This is a genomic window from Photobacterium arenosum (assembly GCF_014841115.1).
Lineage (GTDB): Bacteria > Pseudomonadota > Gammaproteobacteria > Enterobacterales > Vibrionaceae > Photobacterium > Photobacterium arenosum.
The window spans coordinates 67,119-85,406 of the sequence record NZ_JACYTP010000001.1; the positions used below are offsets into that span (position 1 = coordinate 67,119).

General features: G+C 50.4%; 17 protein-coding genes. 8 read left to right on the plus strand and 9 right to left on the minus strand.

The genetic code is table 11. The annotated features are described in order from the left end of the window. Window positions 1–8: 8 nt before the first annotated feature. From IFO68_RS00245 to IFO68_RS00255, 3 genes are all read right to left on the minus strand, one after another. Complete coding sequence (locus tag IFO68_RS00245) at window positions 9–1,616, minus strand: carboxyl transferase domain-containing protein (protein ID WP_192013628.1); 1,608 nt, start codon at window positions 1,614–1,616, stop codon at window positions 9–11. 78 nt (window positions 1,617–1,694) lie between these two features. Next, window positions 1,695–2,864, minus strand: coding sequence for an isovaleryl-CoA dehydrogenase (locus IFO68_RS00250; protein ID WP_192013630.1), 1,170 nt, complete (start codon window positions 2,862–2,864; stop codon window positions 1,695–1,697). A gap of 94 nt (window positions 2,865–2,958) precedes the next feature. Further along, window positions 2,959–3,339: a MerR family DNA-binding protein gene (locus IFO68_RS00255; protein ID WP_192014516.1), complete on the minus strand. Its 381-nt coding sequence runs from the start codon at window positions 3,337–3,339 to the stop codon at window positions 2,959–2,961. Between the two features lie 212 nt (window positions 3,340–3,551). Here IFO68_RS00255 and IFO68_RS00260 point away from each other — a divergent pair, with 212 nt between their 5' ends. The 7 genes from IFO68_RS00260 to IFO68_RS00290 all read left to right on the plus strand — a co-directional run bounded on the left by IFO68_RS00260 (window position 3,552) and on the right by IFO68_RS00290 (window position 11,437). Next, window positions 3,552–4,832 (plus strand): thiolase family protein, encoded by a 1,281-nt coding sequence (locus tag IFO68_RS00260; protein WP_192013632.1) that lies wholly within the window; start codon window positions 3,552–3,554, stop codon window positions 4,830–4,832. Window positions 4,833–4,891: 59 nt separating this feature from the next. Beyond that, window positions 4,892–6,388, plus strand: coding sequence for a CoA-acylating methylmalonate-semialdehyde dehydrogenase (locus IFO68_RS00265; RefSeq protein WP_192013634.1), 1,497 nt, complete (start codon window positions 4,892–4,894; stop codon window positions 6,386–6,388). A gap of 24 nt (window positions 6,389–6,412) precedes the next feature. Next, entirely contained in the window at window positions 6,413–7,567 is a 1,155-nt protein-coding gene (locus tag IFO68_RS00270; protein WP_192013636.1) for an acyl-CoA dehydrogenase family protein, read from the plus strand. An 84-nt stretch (window positions 7,568–7,651) separates the two neighbouring features. Further along, on the plus strand, window positions 7,652–8,446 hold the full coding sequence (locus IFO68_RS00275) for an enoyl-CoA hydratase (protein ID WP_192014517.1): 795 nt from the start codon (window positions 7,652–7,654) through the stop codon (window positions 8,444–8,446). A 94-nt stretch (window positions 8,447–8,540) separates the two neighbouring features. Beyond that, a complete protein-coding gene (locus IFO68_RS00280; RefSeq protein ID WP_192014518.1) occupies window positions 8,541–9,692 on the plus strand; it encodes an enoyl-CoA hydratase/isomerase family protein in 1,152 nt (383 codons plus the stop codon). Window positions 9,693–9,746: 54 nt separating this feature from the next. Further along, entirely contained in the window at window positions 9,747–10,661 is a 915-nt protein-coding gene (gene mmsB / locus IFO68_RS00285; RefSeq protein ID WP_192013638.1) for a 3-hydroxyisobutyrate dehydrogenase, read from the plus strand. Window positions 10,662–10,678: 17 nt separating this feature from the next. Then, window positions 10,679–11,437, plus strand: coding sequence for an SDR family oxidoreductase (locus IFO68_RS00290; RefSeq protein ID WP_192013640.1), 759 nt, complete (start codon window positions 10,679–10,681; stop codon window positions 11,435–11,437). Window positions 11,438–11,523: 86 nt separating this feature from the next. Here the strand turns inward: IFO68_RS00290 and IFO68_RS00295 are convergent, their stop codons facing one another. From IFO68_RS00295 to IFO68_RS00320, 6 genes are all read right to left on the minus strand, one after another. Beyond that, window positions 11,524–11,643, minus strand: coding sequence for a 3-ketoacyl-ACP reductase (locus IFO68_RS00295; RefSeq protein WP_225444986.1), 120 nt, complete (start codon window positions 11,641–11,643; stop codon window positions 11,524–11,526). An 80-nt stretch (window positions 11,644–11,723) separates the two neighbouring features. Then, window positions 11,724–12,647 carry a LysR family transcriptional regulator gene (locus IFO68_RS00300; RefSeq protein WP_192013642.1) on the minus strand — a complete coding sequence of 308 codons (924 nt, stop codon included), beginning with the start codon at window positions 12,645–12,647 and terminating at the stop codon, window positions 11,724–11,726. Between the two features lie 157 nt (window positions 12,648–12,804). Then, window positions 12,805–13,272 (minus strand): inner membrane protein YiaA, encoded by a 468-nt coding sequence (gene yiaA / locus IFO68_RS00305; RefSeq protein WP_192013644.1) that lies wholly within the window; start codon window positions 13,270–13,272, stop codon window positions 12,805–12,807. A 133-nt stretch (window positions 13,273–13,405) separates the two neighbouring features. Next, the gene (locus IFO68_RS00310) at window positions 13,406–13,999 is read right to left on the minus strand and encodes a hypothetical protein (protein ID WP_192013646.1); all 594 of its coding nucleotides are present in this window, start codon (window positions 13,997–13,999) and stop codon (window positions 13,406–13,408) included. Continuing rightward, window positions 13,996–14,622 carry a hypothetical protein gene (locus IFO68_RS00315; protein WP_192013648.1) on the minus strand — a complete coding sequence of 209 codons (627 nt, stop codon included), beginning with the start codon at window positions 14,620–14,622 and terminating at the stop codon, window positions 13,996–13,998. The genes IFO68_RS00310 and IFO68_RS00315 overlap by 4 nt, the downstream gene beginning before the upstream one ends. Next, window positions 14,585–17,194: a phospholipase effector Tle1 domain-containing protein gene (locus IFO68_RS00320; protein WP_192013650.1), complete on the minus strand. Its 2,610-nt coding sequence runs from the start codon at window positions 17,192–17,194 to the stop codon at window positions 14,585–14,587. Before IFO68_RS00320 ends, IFO68_RS00315 begins: the two co-directional genes overlap by 38 nt. 368 nt (window positions 17,195–17,562) lie before the next feature. On the opposite strand from IFO68_RS00320, the gene IFO68_RS00325 reads away from it, so the two are divergent. Beyond that, entirely contained in the window at window positions 17,563–18,228 is a 666-nt protein-coding gene (locus IFO68_RS00325; protein WP_192013652.1) for a glutathione S-transferase family protein, read from the plus strand. The last annotated feature ends 60 nt before the right edge of the window (window positions 18,229–18,288 follow it).

An 18,288-nucleotide genomic window follows, 5' to 3' on the forward strand; every position in this document is an offset into this window, starting at 1 on the left:
GTCGGCTGTTACATTCGGAATATGCCAAATTTCGTGCTTTCAACAGGCGCATTGGCTGCCGCTTGCAATGCCATACCGAGTACATCCCGGGTTTGCGCGGGATCGATAATGCCGTCATCCCACAGGCGTGCACTGGCAAAATACGGTGATCCTTCTGTTTCATACCGTGCTTTAATCGGGGCTTTGAAGGCTTCTTCCTCTTCAGCCGACCATGTCTCGCCATGACGCTGTTTGCTGTCCCGCGTGACCTGAGCCAGTACACCGGCTGCCTGCTCACCGCCCATCACGGATATCCGGGCGTTTGGCCACATCCAAATCATAGTGGGATCATAAGCACGGCCGCACATGCCATAGTTACCTGCGCCGTATGACCCTCCGATGATGACAGTGAATTTCGGCACATTGGCACAGGCAACCGCCATCACCATTTTGGCACCATGCTTGGCGATTCCCTCAGCTTCATATTTTTTTCCGACCATAAATCCAGTGATGTTTTGCAGAAATAACAAAGGGATGTTGCGCTGGCTACAAAGCTGAATGAAGTGCGCCCCTTTTTGCGCGGATTCAGAAAACAGAATGCCGTTGTTGGCAACAATGCCGATGGGGTATCCGTGTAATCGTGCAAAACCGCAGACCAGTGTTTCGCCGTACAGGGCTTTGAACTCATCAAAATCTGACCCATCAACCAGTCGGGCGATGACTTCTCGGACATCAATTTGTTTGCGCAGATCGGTGCCGACAATGCCGTAGAGTTCGCTGGCAGGATATCGGGGAGGCAGAACAGAGGTTGGTTGCTCAGCCACTGACGCAGGGCGGTGACAACTGGCGACAGCCTGTCTGGCTAATGCCAGAGCGTGGCGCTCATCATCGGCGTAATAATCAGCAACGCCGGATGTTTTACAGTGAACATCGGCCCCACCCAGTTCTTCCGCGCTGACATCTTCACCGGTGGCTGCTTTTACCAATGGCGGACCTGCCAGAAAAATGGTGCCCTGATTTTTTACCATAATGGCGACATCGGCCATGGCAGGCACATAAGCACCGCCTGCGGTACATAAGCCAAGGACGATGGCAATCTGGGGAATTCCTTTGGCCGACATTCTGGCCTGATTAAAGAAGATCCGCCCGAAGTGTTCTTTGTCCGGAAAGACCTCAGCCTGATGGGGAAGGTTAGCGCCGCCCGAGTCCACCAGATATAGACAGGGCAAGTGGCAGCGTTCGGCAATTTCCTGTGCCCGTAAATGCTTTTTCACGGTAATCGGGTAATAGGTGCCCCCTTTAACGCTCGGGTCGTTGGCAATGATCATCACATCTGCGCCGGACACGCGACCAATACCAGCGACAACGCCCGCGCAGGGTATGGCCTCATCATAGACTTCCCAGGCCGCAAACTGGCCGATTTCAAGAAAGGGGCTGCCTGAATCCAGCAAATTGTCGATACGTTCTCTGACGGGGAGTTTGCCTTTTTTGCGTTGTCTGGCCTGCGCGTTCTGGCCGCCGCCCTGCAACTGAAGAGCAAGGCGAGTGTGAAGCTCATCAACCAGCTCAGCCATGGCTTGCTGGTTGTTCTGGAATTGTGAGTCATGTGTCTGGATATGACTGTCTATGATTGCCATGATGCCGTGTCCCTGTTAACTGTCTTATGGTGACTGTGTTCTGGCGGCTGTCTTCTGCAATAGTCGTTAAAATCCTGTTTAACGGCTTTGCTCAAATAACTCCCGGCCGATCAGCATGCGACGAATTTCCGATGTACCTGCACCAATTTCATACAGCTTGGCGTCCCGCAGCAGGCGACCAGCAGGAAACTCGTTGATATAGCCGTTTCCGCCCAGCAGTTGTATCGCATCCAGCGCCATCTGAGTGGCCAGTTCAGCGCAGTAAAGAATGACGCCCGCGGCATCCTGGCGAGTGGTTTCTCCGCGATCACAGGCCGCAGCCACAGTGTAAACATAGGCACGGGCTGCGTTCATACGCGTGTACATATCCGCGATTTTGGCTTGTACCAGCTGGAATTCCCCGATGGATTTTCCGAATTGTTTTCTGTCGTGGATATAGGGCAGGCAGACATCCAGACAGGCTCGCATAATACCCAGCGGCCCGGCAGCCAGCACCACGCGTTCGTAGTCCAGGCCGCTCATCAGCACTTCGACGCCTTTATTGAGCGGGCCCAGCAGGTTCTCCGCCGGTACTTCGCAGTCGGTAAACACCAGCTCACAGGTGTTGGAGCCGCGCATGCCTAATTTGTCGAGCTTCTGGGCGCGGGTGAAACCGGGAAAGTCACGTTCAATGATAAAGGCGCTGATACCTTTCGACCCTGCCTTGGGATCGGTTTTTGCGTACACGACAAAGGTATGGGCATCCGGTCCATTGGTGATCCACATTTTGTTGCCGTTCAGAATGTAGCGATCGTCTTTTTGGTCTGCCCTGAGCTGCATGCTGACCACATCGGAACCCGCGTTGGCTTCACTCATAGCCAGCGCGCCGACCTGCTCACCACTGATGAGGCCAGGCAGATATTTTTCTTTCTGCGTCTGGGTGCCATTGCGGAAAATCTGATTCACACACAGGTTGGAATGTGCGCCGTAACTGAGCCCGACCGAGGCCGAAGCCCGGCTGATTTCCTCCATGGCGACCACATGCGCCAGATAGCCCATACCAGCCCCGCCAAATTCTTCACTGACAGTCACCCCCAGCAAACCCATTTCACCCAGCGCAGCCCATAAGTGGGAGGGAAACTGGTTGTCTTTGTCAATTTGTCCGGCAATGGGAGCAATGGCATCGGCGGCGAAGTGGTTGACGTGATCGCGTAGCATATCCAGTGTTTCACCGAGGCCAAAGTTGAGCGGGGTAAACAGGTCTTTCATAGGATCTCCTTTATCCGGTAACCGGACTGGTCCTGAGAAACGGCTGTATTCTCAACAAGATGTCGTGATACTCAGTTGGCGATTAGCCAACGGGCTATTTTTCTTTCGCTTTACCGTTCAGTGCCAGTTTACATCGGCTTTTGGCGGCGTTCAGTTCTTCCATGACAACCCTAATGTCGTCTAACTGGCGTTGAAGTTTGTGCTGTTTTTCGTCGATCATTGTGATCATTTGCCGCAATTGCCCGTCACTTTGGTTGGTATCGTACAGGTCAAACAGCTCGCGGATTTCGGCCAGCGAAAAACCCAGTCGCTTTCCGCGTAGAATTAATTTCAGCCGTGTTTTGTCCCGCCGCTGATAGATGCGTATGGCACCTTCTCTGTCTGGCTGGAGCAGCCCCACATCTTCATAAAAACGAATGCTGCGGGTGGTGATACCAAACTCTTTGGCAAGTTCACTGATCTTAAAGGTGTTCACCACGCTGCTGTCCTCTCGTTGCGGATTAAGCGGGACTGAATAACCGACTGTCACAGAGTGGAGTCAGAACGCTGGCCAGGCCGGCATCATGGCAACAATTCTGTACGCCTATCAACCAAATAGAAGTGATACTGTTGTTGTTTTGTTTCTTAACGTTTACGTAAATGTTAGTGCTATGCTTACGTAAACGTCAAGAAAAGTGGAGCCGGGTAATGGAAACCACCACCAAGACAGCCGCACCCCAACGCGGCGAGTCTCAGCAACCGGAAAAGGAAGTCTGGATAGTGTCTGCCAAGCGAACTCCTCTGGGCAGTTTTCAGGGGCAGTTTTCTTCTTTGTCGGCAACAACACTGGGGGCGTATGCGATAAAAGGCGCACTGGAAAGCATTGGTATTTTCGCCGATGAATTAGCCCCCGATCAGCCCGATGGTCTGAACATTGACGAAGTGCTGATGGGCTGTGTACTGCCGGCCGGCTGTGGTCAGGCGCCGGCCCGTCAGGCGGCACTGAATGCCGGTTTACCCATTTCTACAGGCTGCGTGACAGTAAATAAAGTGTGCGGATCCGGGATGAAAACCGTGATGCTGGCTGCGGATATGATCCGTGCCGGCAGTATTCACACTGCGGTGGCCGGAGGCATGGAAAGCATGACCAATGCACCGTATCTTCTTCGGCAGGCAAGGGGCGGTTTTCGCCTCGGGCATCAGACAACGGAAGACCACATTTTTCTGGATGGTTTACAGGATGCTTACGAAGGCGAACTGATGGGCGTGTATGCACAGCAGATTGCCGATGCGATGCAATTCAGCCGCGAAGACATGGATGACTGGGCTGCAATGTCAGTAGAGCGGGCGCGTCTGGCGATAGAGCATGGCTGGTTTGATCAGGAAACCTGCCCGGTGGTGGTGGCGGATCGTCGCGGGGAGCATCTGGTGAAAACCGATGAGCACCCCAATGAAGTCGATCCGGCAAAGATCCCGCAGCTTAAGCCGGTATTTGCCAAAGACGGCACAGTGACTGCCGCTAATTCCAGCTCCATTGCCGATGGCGCAGCCGCGTTGCTGATGATGGACAGTGAAACTGCCCGCCATCATGGTTTATCGCCCATAGCGATCATTCGCGGTCAGACAACCCATGCACGCCTGCCGTCTGAATTTACCCTGGCACCGGTAGACGCCATCCGTCAGTTGCTGGATCGTCTGAACTGGTCAGTCGATGAGGTGGATCTGTGGGAAATCAATGAAGCGTTTGCGGTCGTTACGCAAATTGCGGTGCGTGAACTGCATTTAAATGCCGACAAGGTCAATATTCATGGTGGCGCCTGCGCCCTGGGGCATCCGATAGGGGCCAGTGGCGCACGAATCATCGTCAGCCTGATACATGCCCTTCGTCGACAACAGCAGGAAGACGGCGCCGTCTGCAAAGGTATTGCCTCGTTATGTATTGGTGGCGGGGAAGCCACAGCAATCGCTATCGAATTACCGGCTCAGTAATTATTCGTGCCTGGCAGCGGTGACGCCAGCTATGGAAAGACAGGTGAGAGGACGTGAAAATGATTGAGAAAGTACCTCTGTTTATTGAAGGAAAATTTTGCCAGTCGCAGTCAGATGAATGGATTGATGTGACTAACCCCGCGACCAACGAGGTCATCGCCCATCTGCCTTGCGCGCTGACATCCGAGATCGATAAAGCCATCGCCAGTGCCAAAGCCACCTTTGAGAAATGGAAAACTGTGCCCGTGCCTGAACGGGCCAGACTGATGCTGAGTTACCAGCAACTGCTCAAAGCACACCATGATGAATTGGCCTGTTTGCTCTCCAGTGAAACCGGCAAAATTCTGGCCGACGCCAAAGGGGATGTCTGGCGCGGAATTGAAGTGGTTGAACAGGCGGCAAACATTGCCAGCCTGATGATGGGTGAAACCACTGAAAATGTCGCCACTAACATCGATACTTACTCGCTGATTCAGCCACTGGGTGTTTGCAGCGGTATTACGCCGTTCAACTTCCCGGCCATGATCCCGCTTTGGATGTTCCCTTTGGCTATCGCTGCCGGTAATACCTTCATACTTAAACCTTCCGATCAGGTGCCTCTGACATCAGTCAGGCTGGCTGAATTGTTCGAACAAGCCGGTGCGCCTCCCGGTGTGCTGCAGGTCGTACATGGCCGCAAAGCCCAGGTTGATCATCTGCTGGAACATCCGGATATCCGTACTGTGTCTTTTGTCGGCTCAGTGCCGGTCGCACGCTATATCTATCAAACCGGTACACACAATCTGAAACGTGTTCAGGCGTTCGCGGGTGCGAAGAACCATCTGGTTGTCATGCCTGATGCGAACAAAGAACAGGTGATCAACAATCTGGTGGGGGCGTCCGTCGGGGCGGCTGGTCAACGTTGTATGGCAATTTCGGTTGCCGTGTTTGTTGACGGTGCAAAAGCCTGGATTCCCGAACTGAAAGAAGCCATGGCAGCCATGAAGCCCGGCGGCTGGGATGAGGAAGATGCCGCTTACGGTCCTCTGATCAGCGCGGAGGCCAAAACGCGGGTACTGCGACTGATTCAGGAAGGCAAAGCGCAAGGGGCGGTGTGCGAGCTGGATGGTACTGAATGCACAGTGAAAGATTACCCGAATGGTAACTGGGTCGGGCCGACGTTATTCAGTGGCGTCACCCCGGAAATGAGCATTTACCGCGAGGAAATTTTTGGTCCTGTGCTGGTCTGTGTCGAAGCGGCTTCGCTTGAAGAAGCGATTGCACTCATCAATAACAACCCTTACGGAAACGGGACGTCTATTTTCACCGCCAACGGCGCGGCGGCGCGCAAGTTTCAGCATGAGATTCAGGTTGGTCAGGTGGGTATCAATGTGCCGATTCCTGTGCCATTGCCTTTCTTTTCATTCACGGGCTGGCGCGGCAGTTTCTATGGTGACTTACATGCTTATGGCAAGCAGGCCGTCCGTTTTTACACCGAGACCAAAACGGTGACAGCGCGGTGGTTTGATGACGACATCCCGAAAGGCCCTAACCTGACCATAAATATGGATCATTGATGATTACCTGTGCCGGAGTAAGCGATGGATTTTGAACTCAATGAAGATCAGCGTGCCTTTGAAGAAGCAGCACGTCAGTTTGCCAGGGAGCAGTTATTACCTATGGCTGCCAGCTGGGACGAAACCTCTACTTTCCCCAAGGATGTGTTGCGTCAGGCCGGTGAAATGGGATTTCTCAGCCTGTATACACCGCCGGAGCAAGGTGGCATGGGGCTGAATCGGCTGGATGCCTCCGTCATCTTTGAACAATTGGCGATGGGCTGCACCTCAACCACAGCGTTTATGACGATACACAATATGGTGAGCTGGATGGTTGCCAGTTTCGCGACCGATCAGGCCAGAACTGAATGCTGCCCGAAACTGAGCTGCGGTGAATGGCTCGGATCTTATTGTCTGACTGAAGCTAACGCAGGTTCTGATGCGGCATCGCTGACGACCAAGGCGGTGCGTATAGGGGATCATTATGAGATCTCTGGCGCTAAAGCCTTTATTTCCGGTGCCGGAGATACGGACTTGCTGATTGTGATGGCCCGAACCGGTGAAGCCGGGCCTGACGGCATCTCGGCGTTCATAGTGCCGGCCGGTGCTGAGGGCATCAGCTATGGCCGCAAAGAGCCTAAGCTGGGCTGGCACAGCCAGCCAACACGCGCGGTGACATTCGATAAAGTCCGGATTCCGGCTTATTACCTGTTAGGTGAAGAAGGCCAGGGATTCAGATTCGCCATGAAAGGCCTGGATGGCGGCCGGATCAACATAGCAACCTGCTCCGTGGGTACCGCGCAGCAGGCGCTGAATCTGGCCCGCCAGTACATGACAGAGCGCAAACAGTTTGGCAAACCGCTGGCTCACTTTCAGGCCCTGCAATTCAAACTGGCCGATATGGCGACTGAACTGGTGGCGGCCCGTCAGTTGGTGCGATATGCCGCCAGCAAGCTGGATCGCGGCGATCCGGAAGCGACGGCGTATTGCGCTATGGCAAAACGCTTTGCAACCGATGTGGGTTTTGCGGTCTGTGATCAGGCGTTGCAGCTCTATGGCGGCTATGGCTATATCCAGGAATATCCGATTGAACGCCATTTCCGCGATGTGCGGGTACATCAGATTCTGGAAGGAACCAATGAAATCATGCGCTTGATCATCGCGCGCCGGTTATTGAACGACGATACTGCACTGCTTTGAATCGTTGTGCTCAGTCCACAGGCAAGAAGTTACCCAAACTACGTAATCACAGAGTACGCAATTAAAGATAAAGAGGGCGGGATGATGCACCCACTGACACAAACAAACGGCCCGATTGAAGTGACGATTGATGGCCATGTTGCAGTACTGACCATGAATAATCCGCCAGCTAACACCTGGACGGCAGACAGTCTTCATCAGCTGAAATCTCTGGTCGAAGCACTGAATGCAGACAAATCCATTTATGCCTTGGTGCTGACGGGAAAAGGTGAGAAATTCTTTTCTGCCGGTGCCGATCTCAAACTCTTTGCCAGCGGCGATAAAGGCGTGGCAACTGACATGGCGTATTGCTTCGGTCAGGCCTTTGAAACATTGTCGTCGTACCGGGGTGTCTCGATTGCTGCGATTAACGGTTATGCAATGGGCGGTGGCCTTGAAGTGGCGTTAGCCTGCGACATCCGCATTGCTGAGGCCCATGCGGTGATGGCATTGCCGGAAGCCAGTGTTGGCCTGCTTCCTTGCGCTGGTGGTACGCAGAATCTGGCCTGGCTGGTGGGTGAAGGCTGGGCAAAACGTATGATTTTGTGTGGTGAGCGGGTGGGCGCCTCGCAGGCGCTGGACATCCGTCTGGTTGAAGAAGTGGTGGCGTCAGGGCAAGGGCTGGAGACGGCAATGAAACTGGCGGCGGAAGTGGCTAACCAGTCCCCGACAGCGGTCACAGCCTGTAAGGCATTGATACAGCAAGCAAGGTTTGCGCCTTTACATCAGGGGCTCATTCAGGAAAGGGAGCGTTTTGTCCGCCTGTTTGATACAGCCGATCAACAAGAAGGCGTGAATGCGTTTCTGGAGAAACGTGCACCTGTCTGGAAAAACGAATAATACAGAAAGACTGGATGTCGTGTCCGCCACAATGGTTCTGGCAGACACGCAGGATGGAAAGATCATGAATGGAGAATTCATGAATGGAGAGATCATGACAGGAACAATGAAATTTAACGAGCTGGAATGTGCAGACGGCTCCCGTATTGGTGTCGCGGCACTGGAAAACCCCGCAGCACTGAATGCACTGACACTGCCAATGCTCAAGCAGTTAAGCACTCAACTGGCTGACTGGGAAAATGACAGCAATATCGCGTGTGTTTTTCTTCACAGCGAGCACAGCAAAGCCTTTTGCGCCGGCGGTGACGTGCGCGCCATGTACCATGCCATGATTGAAGCCGATGCCCACAAGCAGGCCGGCGAAAGCGGCGCATCGCCTGAAGCTTTTCTGACTGAGTATTTCAGTGTTGAGTATCGCTGTGATTATCAGATTCATCAGTACAAAAAACCGCTCATCGTATGGGGTGAAGGCATTGTGATGGGCGGCGGAATCGGCCTGTATATGGGGGCGAGCCACAGGGTAGTGACGCCGACCAGCCTACTGGCGATGCCGGAAGTCACGATTGGCTTGTATCCGGATGTTGGTGGCACCTGGTTTCTGAATCAGTTACCTCCCGGCATTGGCCTGTTTTTGGGGCTGACGGGGGCACGTGTGAATGCCAGCGATGCCCTCGATCTGAAAATGGCGGATTACATTTTATTGTCTGAGCACAAACAGGCCGTGCTTTCCGGTTTGCAGGCGATTGACTGGCAGCAGGCTGGGGAATCAGACCTGGCGGTCACAGCGTGTTTGGGCCAATTAGCGGAAGCCGCGAAACCAGCATGGCCGCCCAGCCAGATGATCCCGTACTTTCCTCAGATTCAGGCTGCCAGCGTAGGGCGAGACCTGAACGAAATCTGTCAGCAAATTCAGGCCATTGACGGCTTAGGTACCTGGCTGGAAACCGCGAAATCAACCCTGAAACAGGGCAGTCCGGTTACGGCGCATATTTGCTACCGGCAAATGACGGACTACAAAGCCCTTTCTCTGGCTGATTGTTTCCGCCTTGAGCTTGGTTTATCTGTTCGCTGCGGCATGCTGGGCGAGTTTCAGGAAGGCGTCCGGGCACGATTGATTGATAAGTGCGGCGAACCGAAATGGATTTTCTCCAATGTGTCGGCAGTAGATAGCAGCGTGATTGATGATCTCTTTGCACCCATGTGGAGTGATGATGATCACCCGCTGCGCAACTTAGGCGCAGAGTAATACCTGCACCCAACGCATAGAGCCGTGCTTACAGAGTCTGAACAGGAGTGTGTTATGGCAGCAATAGCATTTATTGGATTAGGCAACATGGGCAGCCCGATGGCGAGGAATTTACTCAGCGCGGGTTATCACGTCAATGTTTACGATATCAATACTGATGCGGCTCGTAAGCTGGAAAAAGAGGGGGCTAAGGTGGCGTCCTCTTTAAAAGAAGCAGTGGCCGGAGCGGATACCGTGATCACCATGCTGCCGGCAGGTCAGCATGTCCATGATGTCTATCTGGGGCCAAAAGGACAGCCTGAAGCCGGCCTGTTCAATCTGGTTTCATCCGGCACTTTTCTGATTGACTCTTCCACTATTGATCCCGCAACGGCAAAAGAAGTGGCCAGCCATGCCCAGCAGCATCAGCTGGAGTTTGTTGATGCTCCTGTCTCTGGCGGTGTTGCCGGTGCAGAAGCCGGTACGCTGACATTCATCGTCGGTGGAACGGATTCAGCTTTTCATCGCGCCGAAGCGGTTCTGCAGCATGTGGGAAAAAATATTTTCCATGCGGGACCGGCCGGTGCCGGGCAGATGGCAAAAATCTGTAATAACCTGATGCTGGCCGTTCAAATGGCGGGTGCCTGTGAAGCGATTAATCTGGGCATGGAAAACGGATTGGATCCCAAGGTGCTGTCGGACATCATGCTGCAAAGCTCCGGCCGTAACTGGGTACTGGAGCTTTACAACCCTTGTCCTGGGGTGATGGACAAGGCACCTGCCAGTAAAGGTTATCAGCCTGGGTTTATGAGTAAACTGATGCTCAAAGATTTGGGATTAGGCATGGATGCTGCACTGCAAAGTCAGACGTCGGTGCCAATGGGAGCACTGGCTCGCAATCTGTATGCGTTTCATAATGCGAACGGCAATGAACAGCGCGATTTTTCCAGCCTGTTTGAGTTTTATCACGGTGAAGTAAAACAACATTAAAGTGAAAGGAGATCAGTATGGATCTACGAAATGCTGTGATTGCAATCACCGGTGCTGGTCAGGGATTAGGGCAAATGATGGCCGTGACGCTGGCTCAGGCCGGTGCTGACCTGGCCTTGATAGATCTCAATCAGGAAGGCCTCGCGCAGACGCGAACTCAATGCCAGATGTTAAGCAGCAAAGCGTTGACCTATGCAGCGGATGTCACTCAGGAAAGCCAGGTTGAGCGGGCATTCGATCAGATCATTGACGATTTTGGTCAGTTGGACGGCTTAGTGAACAATGCCGGTATTCTGCGTGACGGCTTGCTGGTAAAAGTGAAAGAGGGCGAAGTAACAAAAATGTCCCTTGAGCAGTTCAATGCCGTGATGACAGTCAACAGTACAGGGACTTTTCTCTGTGGGCGTGAAGCTGCTGCCCGTATGATCCAGACGCAACGGCCTGGGGTGATTATTAATATTTCCAGTGTCGCCAGAGCCGGAAATTTTGGTCAGTCCAACTATGCTGCTTCCAAAGCCGCAGTAGCTACTATGGCTGTTTGCTGGGCAAAAGAGTTGGGACGTTATGGCATTCGCGCCGCGGCTATCGCGCCGGGAGTCGTCAGAACGGCAATGGCTGATCAAATGCCGCAGGAAGCGATAGACAGGCTTGAGAAAATGATCCCGTTAAAGCGTGTTGGTCAGGCCAAAGAAATTGCTCATGCGGTGAAATTTATTCTGGAAAATGACTATTTTACCGGGCGGGTGCTGGAAGTGGATGGCGGCATGAGAATGTAGTCAGCGTTGCTCTGTTTGATCAGAATTCAGGTAATACGGGCCAGTTATGGCCCGTCAATTATTGGTCCGTAAAGTATGTCGATAAACTAGGGGCCGTACACGATGGCGTACAAGGCGAGCCCGCCACCAATGACCAGCATCAGCAGCGACAGGTAGACAGTGATTTTAGTCAGTAGTGACATCCATTTAGGCTGGGTATCGGGCATAGTTTTAATATCTTCGGGTTAGTGCGTATGACATTTTTCTGTCGCGGGACAATGCCACAAAATAAACCGGCAGGCGAGTGCTATTCACATTTGATTGCAGTTTTCATCATTGTGATTCCGTGAGGTTTGTCCATCGGCTGTGAATCACATGGAATCACGGGCGGATTGCGTTGAAACGCATGGCTGATCGACTTTGCATACTGGGCCGTCAGCCGGGACTGTGACCGGGATGCCAGTGCCAGCACGATATCAATATTCGGCAGCGATGGCAGCCAATCGGCATGCAGAACCCGTAAATCTGGCGACATACTGCTTCGTGCCATTGCCCCGATGGCCAGTCCGGCCCGCACCATACCGCGTTGTGCTGTTGCACTGCTGCTGCAACTGATCAGATCAAAGCTGATTTCCTGTTTCATCAAACCATCCAGCGCCGCCGCATGAAATTTACAATCTGCCTGGAAAAGAGCAATGGGCAGTGGACGACGATGAAGTAAATCGGTTTGCGATGTGCCGTACCACACTCCCTGATCATGCATCAGAAAGTGGCCTTCTTCCGAGTCTGGATGGCGTGTCAGCATGGCGGCATCTAATTCGCCTTTATCCATCAGTTGCCTTAAACGCACGCTGGATGCACAGGTGACATGTATCTGAACCGGACCAAGTTGTTCGCGAATCAGGAAAACAAGGTGCGGCAGCAAGGTTTCAGCATAATCATCCGGGCAACCGATCAGCAAAGGTTGGGTGTCTGTATTCGATTTCAGGCTGGATACTGCCTCGTCATGCAGGCTTAACAAGCGGCGGGCATAGCTTGCTAATTGTTGCCCCTCGTGAGTCAGCACCAATTGACGACCTTCACGCTGAAACAGGCATTTATCTAGTTCCTGTTCCAGTTTTTTCATCTGCATACTGATAGCAGACTGTGTTCTGAAAGTCTGTTTTGCTGCCCGGGTGAAGCTCCCAGTATCGATAAAAGCGAGAAAGCTGCGCAGCGCATCAATATCCATAAGCGTCCCTGACGAAAATCCATCTACATGTAAGAGTCAGGCAAGCATACAGCGAGTGTGGCCAGAATGTCACTAAGCCAAAAGCAGCAAAAACACAGGCAGCCATGAGGGCTGCCTGTGATCGTGACAGGGAGGGATAGAGTTGAGAGACAGACTATTACAGCTTTTCGGATGCAGTATCGGCAGTTTCCGTTGAAGGTGAACTTGCAATGTTATGAGGCGTTTCTTGTTCAAAATAAGAGAGATCACGGACATTTTTCTGAGTCACAATTGCACTGAACAGCGCGAGAACAAATGCAATGGCAAAAAAGCCTTTTTCATTCAGGGCCAGTGTATCGGCGTTCCACAGACCAATGACCATTAACGCACAGGCGATAGCCACACAGGCAATCACCAGCATTTTATATGCGCTGGTGACTTTAATGCCTTCCATTTCATCCCGTACCGTCTTTTGTAAAGTGATCACACTGAACAGGCCAAAGAGCATGACAACAAGATAGTAGCCTTTTTCATTGAGCTGAAGACCGGCATTCAGTAATCCGATGGCATAGGCACATAGTGCAATCGCGAGTGCCGCCCACGATGTGAACACGAACGCTTTGGTTGGCTTTAAAGATGAGTTCATTTTGTACCTTTAAGTAAGAAAACAAGATCGTGACGAAACGGTTAATACTGTAATCAGCTCTTTCAGATAGGCGACTGCATAATGGATGAATGTTTAATGGAATTTTTATCTATTATAAGCGCTATGTAAGCTTTTATTTGTCATACGGCGAACCAGGAAACGGAGTATCGGAGGCTTCGCCAGTGCCGTCGAAGAGTAATACGATCTGAGTGGCATCATTTGACTGATGAATAACCCATCCATTGGGGTCAGCATTTTCTTTCGGGCTGCAGTCCATACGATAAGAAAAGCAATTCATAGTGTAATACAGTCTAACGCGTGGGCCGTCTACAATTAAGTGTAGTGTTGTATTAAATGTCTTATGGTTTTTGTAGTAATTACGCAGTGCTTCAATTTTTTGCTTGGCCAGATTGCTGTCAATGGGTGAAGAGATGCGATAAAAATTAATCAATTCATCTTCGTCAGCATGATATTTGGCCCAATACCCGTCAATGTATTTAGGAATTCCAATACTGCCGATATCTGCACTAGCTCCCGAATAGCTACTTACTGCACCATGAGCAAAACTGGCTCCCCCACCTTGTGTATCTTTTATGTACATCCTTTTGATGCTGTGATCGCCGGATGTACTGCCTGCCGTGCCAATCGAGGCAATTGGTGCTGAGGTATTTGAACAGCCTGTAAACAGGCTGCAAATAATGGGTATGATGAAGCGTTTGCTATTCATTTATCGTAAGGTGAGCCAGGAAACGGAGTATCGGAGGCTTCGCCAGTGCCGTCGAAGAGTAATACGAGCTGAGTGGCATCATTTGACTGATGAATAACCCAGCCATTGGGGTCAGCATTTTCTTTCGGGCTGCAGTCCATACGATAAGAAAAGCAATTCATTGTGTAATACAGTCTAACACGTGGACCATCAACAATCAGATGCATACTGGTGTTAAAAGTTTTATGGTTTTTGTAGTAATTACGCAGTGTTTCAATTTTTTGCTTTGCCAGATTACTGTCAATAGTTTTACTAATACGATAAAAAGCCGCAAAACCATCTTTATCCGCATTATATTTAGCCCAATAACCGTCTACATACATAGGTATACCAATGCTTCCGATATCTGCACTTTTACCTGGATAACTGCTTACTGCACCATATCCAAAGCCAGCATTTGCACCTGTCGTATCTTTTACATTCATTACTCTAATACTGTGGTAACCAGTGGTGCTGCCTGCATTACCAATTTTGGCTATTGTTGTCGTTGCTTCAGAATATGAGCAACCGAATAAAGTAGCTACAAAGGTATATGTAATCAAGAGTTTAAGCATTGTCAAAAACCTGTCTTTCAATTTCGTCATCGTCATTCCTGCTGGGTCGATTCACCAGCCATTCATAGCTTGAATTCCAGCCCGGGTTGATCATCGTATCGTGTGGACGATGGATTAAAACATGTCCATTTTGTTCAATTTCATGTAGCCAATCAGCAGGTTGAATTGTACCTAAAGGTTTTAGCCGTAATTTATTCCAAAGCTTCTTCACATTGTTATCAGTTTGAAAATCAGCAGGCTGAATATAATCAAGCTCTTCCCATTGAATTCCGGAAAGTGCTGCTTGCTGTTTCATTCTTTCTTGAGTCAAACCAGACAGTGCATTGTTTACTGGTTGTAGCCGATAGTAATACAGTACGGCCTTATCTCTTTTAATAGCTCCATACTGTCCATATTTCGTCATACAATGTGTTTTCCAGTCCTTTTCCCTTTGTGTTCTGACATATTCAATGTGAGCGACCATGCTGGCATCAGGATGTTTTCGGATCTCGGTATAACCCTTATTGGTATGAATATATTTTCCTTCAAATGATTCTGATTTTACAAGCTCACGATTAAATGTGGTATCGACAGGCAGACCATAGCGTTCATGTAACCCTTGCTTTCCATACTGTTCAATCGATGAGTAGCCTCCGCCAACATCAGAATGCGCACCAGGGAAGACTTCCTCATAAAAGTTATCTGGTAGTGTACCGCTGGTTTTCAGTGTCGTTAATGGAAAATTCACTCTGTATTCATGATGTGCGCACAACTGCACAACCCGCTGTGCAGAGTCAAGTGTTAGCCGGAGTTGAAATTCGCCTTCATCTTCATTACCTGGCCAGTAAAAGGAGCCGACGGTGTCAAACAGTCCAAGAAAACGAACGCTTACACTACGTGAAAGATCGATTTCATATCCTGTGTTTTCGTCGAATTTTTCTGCTTTTTCTGTTCCTAACAAATTAGGGGTGATGGTAACTGGATTACCGTTAACTCTTTTACGTGAGTAGTCTGGGAAGCCTGCTTTTAATGCATTAACGAAATGACGTGATAAAGCGGCCCCTCTACTGAAACCAAAGACGTCAAACTCTAAGTGTGTAATATCAACATAGATGTTTTTAGTGTTTAACTGGTCAACTATAGATGCTAATTGAGATATCATGCTTTGCCACTTGCTTAGTGCGCCTGTTTTATGCCAGACCCCTAATCCCATGCCGATACCTGATTCGTCGTCACCAGTATCAATTAGAGTTGGATCTTGATGCGCACCATCGACCGTTCCCACACCTGAGACATAAATAGCATAAGATTTACCTTCTTCTTGCGGATAAGCCTCATACAACCGCCCAATATTCGAACGGGACTTGTTGCCATAGGTCTCTTTATACAAGTCATTGTCTTTGTTCTGGCCGGTGCCGTCGAAGAATACGCCGATTCGCAGGATGCGCTGTTTTACCTGCGTAGTATTGACGACAGGTGTATGGGCGAGAATTTTACTGTTCGCCTGAATATGCAGCAGGTCCGGCATCATGTAGCGCTGGTTGTAGGTGCCCCACACATTACCAAAAGGATAAGCTTTTCCTGTTTCTATGTCGGTGAGTGGAGAGGGGGCATCGGGTTGTTTGGGCTGCGTGTTACTGCTCAGCTCGGTGATTTGTAAAGTATCGCCGATTTGTAATTTAAGGGGATCATCGTTGTACTGAGGGTTCAGATCCAGTAATTGCTTGGCAGTAAGACCGTATTGTTCTGCAATATCCGGCCAGCTTTCACGTTGTCGGGTATCAGACCGCATTTTGACTGTGTGATGTGTTTTCGCGGCGGCGTTTTCTGACGGTGCGGTTTCCTGAGTGCTGCGCTCAAGTAGTGGCTGCGTGCGGCTGGCGACAATACTCTGCATATCCAGCGCAACGGCATGCTCTTGCAGCCAGGCCGGTGAGAGTTTGGCAAACTCGTCGTCAGAGAGCTTTTGTTTGCGAAACAGTATGTACTGGTCTGAGACGGGCTGCCCTTCGATTTTATAAGGCAGCAGCAGGCTGCTGTAATGATGATCAGACAATAATTCGTCGGTCAGTGTTGTGGCGTCAGAGCGGGTAAATTGAAAGCTCCACCTGTCATCACCGGTCAGTTTACATTCTTTAGCCAGCTTGCTGTCGCAAAAATAATAGAAGTAGCCAAGGGTGGGCCAACCAAGCCATTTTTCCAATTGCACGGCTAACTTTACCGGTACAAATTCTGCGTTAATGTGGCCGGTGTTTATTGGCTGAGGCTGAATGGTATAAGAGGAGGCTAAGCCCGCCTGCTGGAAAACCTCGTGCAAAAGGTGTTTTTCTTCCTGTTCAATACAGTAAGCAGTCAGTACGCTGTGTCCACTCTTTCCCGGTGACTTTTCCCAGCTCGTCACCGCCTTTTCTGTGGCGGTACGTTTCAGGAGCCAGCAGCCAACCTGCAAGCTGCTGAGTTCATCGAGAGAACAATAAATCAGCAGGTTACATGCGTACTCAGCGACAGGTTGCTGAGTCTTATTAGATGCAGTGACTGATGGTTTGTTCGACGAGCTATAATCTTCCAGTGGTTTATAACCCGCTTTTACAAACCTTTTGGGTTTATTGTTAATAAGCGACATAGTGTTTTTATCGAAGAGACCAAAGAATGTCTGGCGATTGTACAGGTGTAACTTATTGATGTGAATGGCTTATTTTTAGGTTAAGTGTCGTTTTCCCCTGTCATTTTCACTCTTTTTGCAGGTATTTTTTAAACTGCAGAGCGGTTCGCAAAAAGATTAAATGTTAAGTGTGAAAATGCGCTCAAGGTCATAAACATTCTGGTATACGAGGTATGAGTTGAGTGTATGCGTTCATAACGGCATAAAAATGGATGAATATACATTCTGAATCCTGATATGTGCTATCAGAATTATGCGTTAGTCACTATGCCAAGAAAGGCGTAGGGTGTACTGAAATGTTTAGACGCTATTCAGTATGAGGGCAAGATATGCAATTGATTATCGGCAATAAAAACTATTCAAGCTGGTCTTTTCGTGGCTGGCTGATGCTGGTTCAGAATGGTATACCTTTTAATGAAAATAAGCTCACGCTGTTTACCGACAATTTTTACCGAACGCTGGAAGTTTACTCGCCGGCCGCGAAAGTACCTGTGCTAATTGATGGTGATGTCACGGTTTGGGATTCGCTGGCGATATGTGAATACGTAAATGAAACTTATTGTCAGGGACGTGCCTGGCCGCAGGGTAACGCAGAACGAGCGAAAGCGCGGGCAATCAGTTGTGAGATGCACTCAGGCTTTACTGCACTGCGCAATGAAATGCCGATGAACTGCCGTGCCCGACGGCATGTTGAGTTGTCTGAGGCGGCGCAGAATGATGTCGCCCGGATTGATCAGATCTGGCGTGAACAGATGCTGAAATACAGTGACAATGGTGGCTGGCTGTTTGGTGAGTGGAGTATCGCTGATTGTATGTTTGCGCCTGTCGTACTTCGCTTTAAAACCTATGGCATTGAAGTGTCCGATCTCAGCAAGCTCTATATGGATAAAGTGTTGCAGTCGGCATCGGTGAAAGCCTGGCTGAAAGAAGCATTGCTGGAAACCGATATTGTGCCGGAAGATGAAGCGGGTACAGACGTTGCACAGAGGGTTTGATTTAGCCTCGGTTTCCCTCTCAATGTTTAGAGAGGGAGATCGGAAGATAATTCTTCTCAC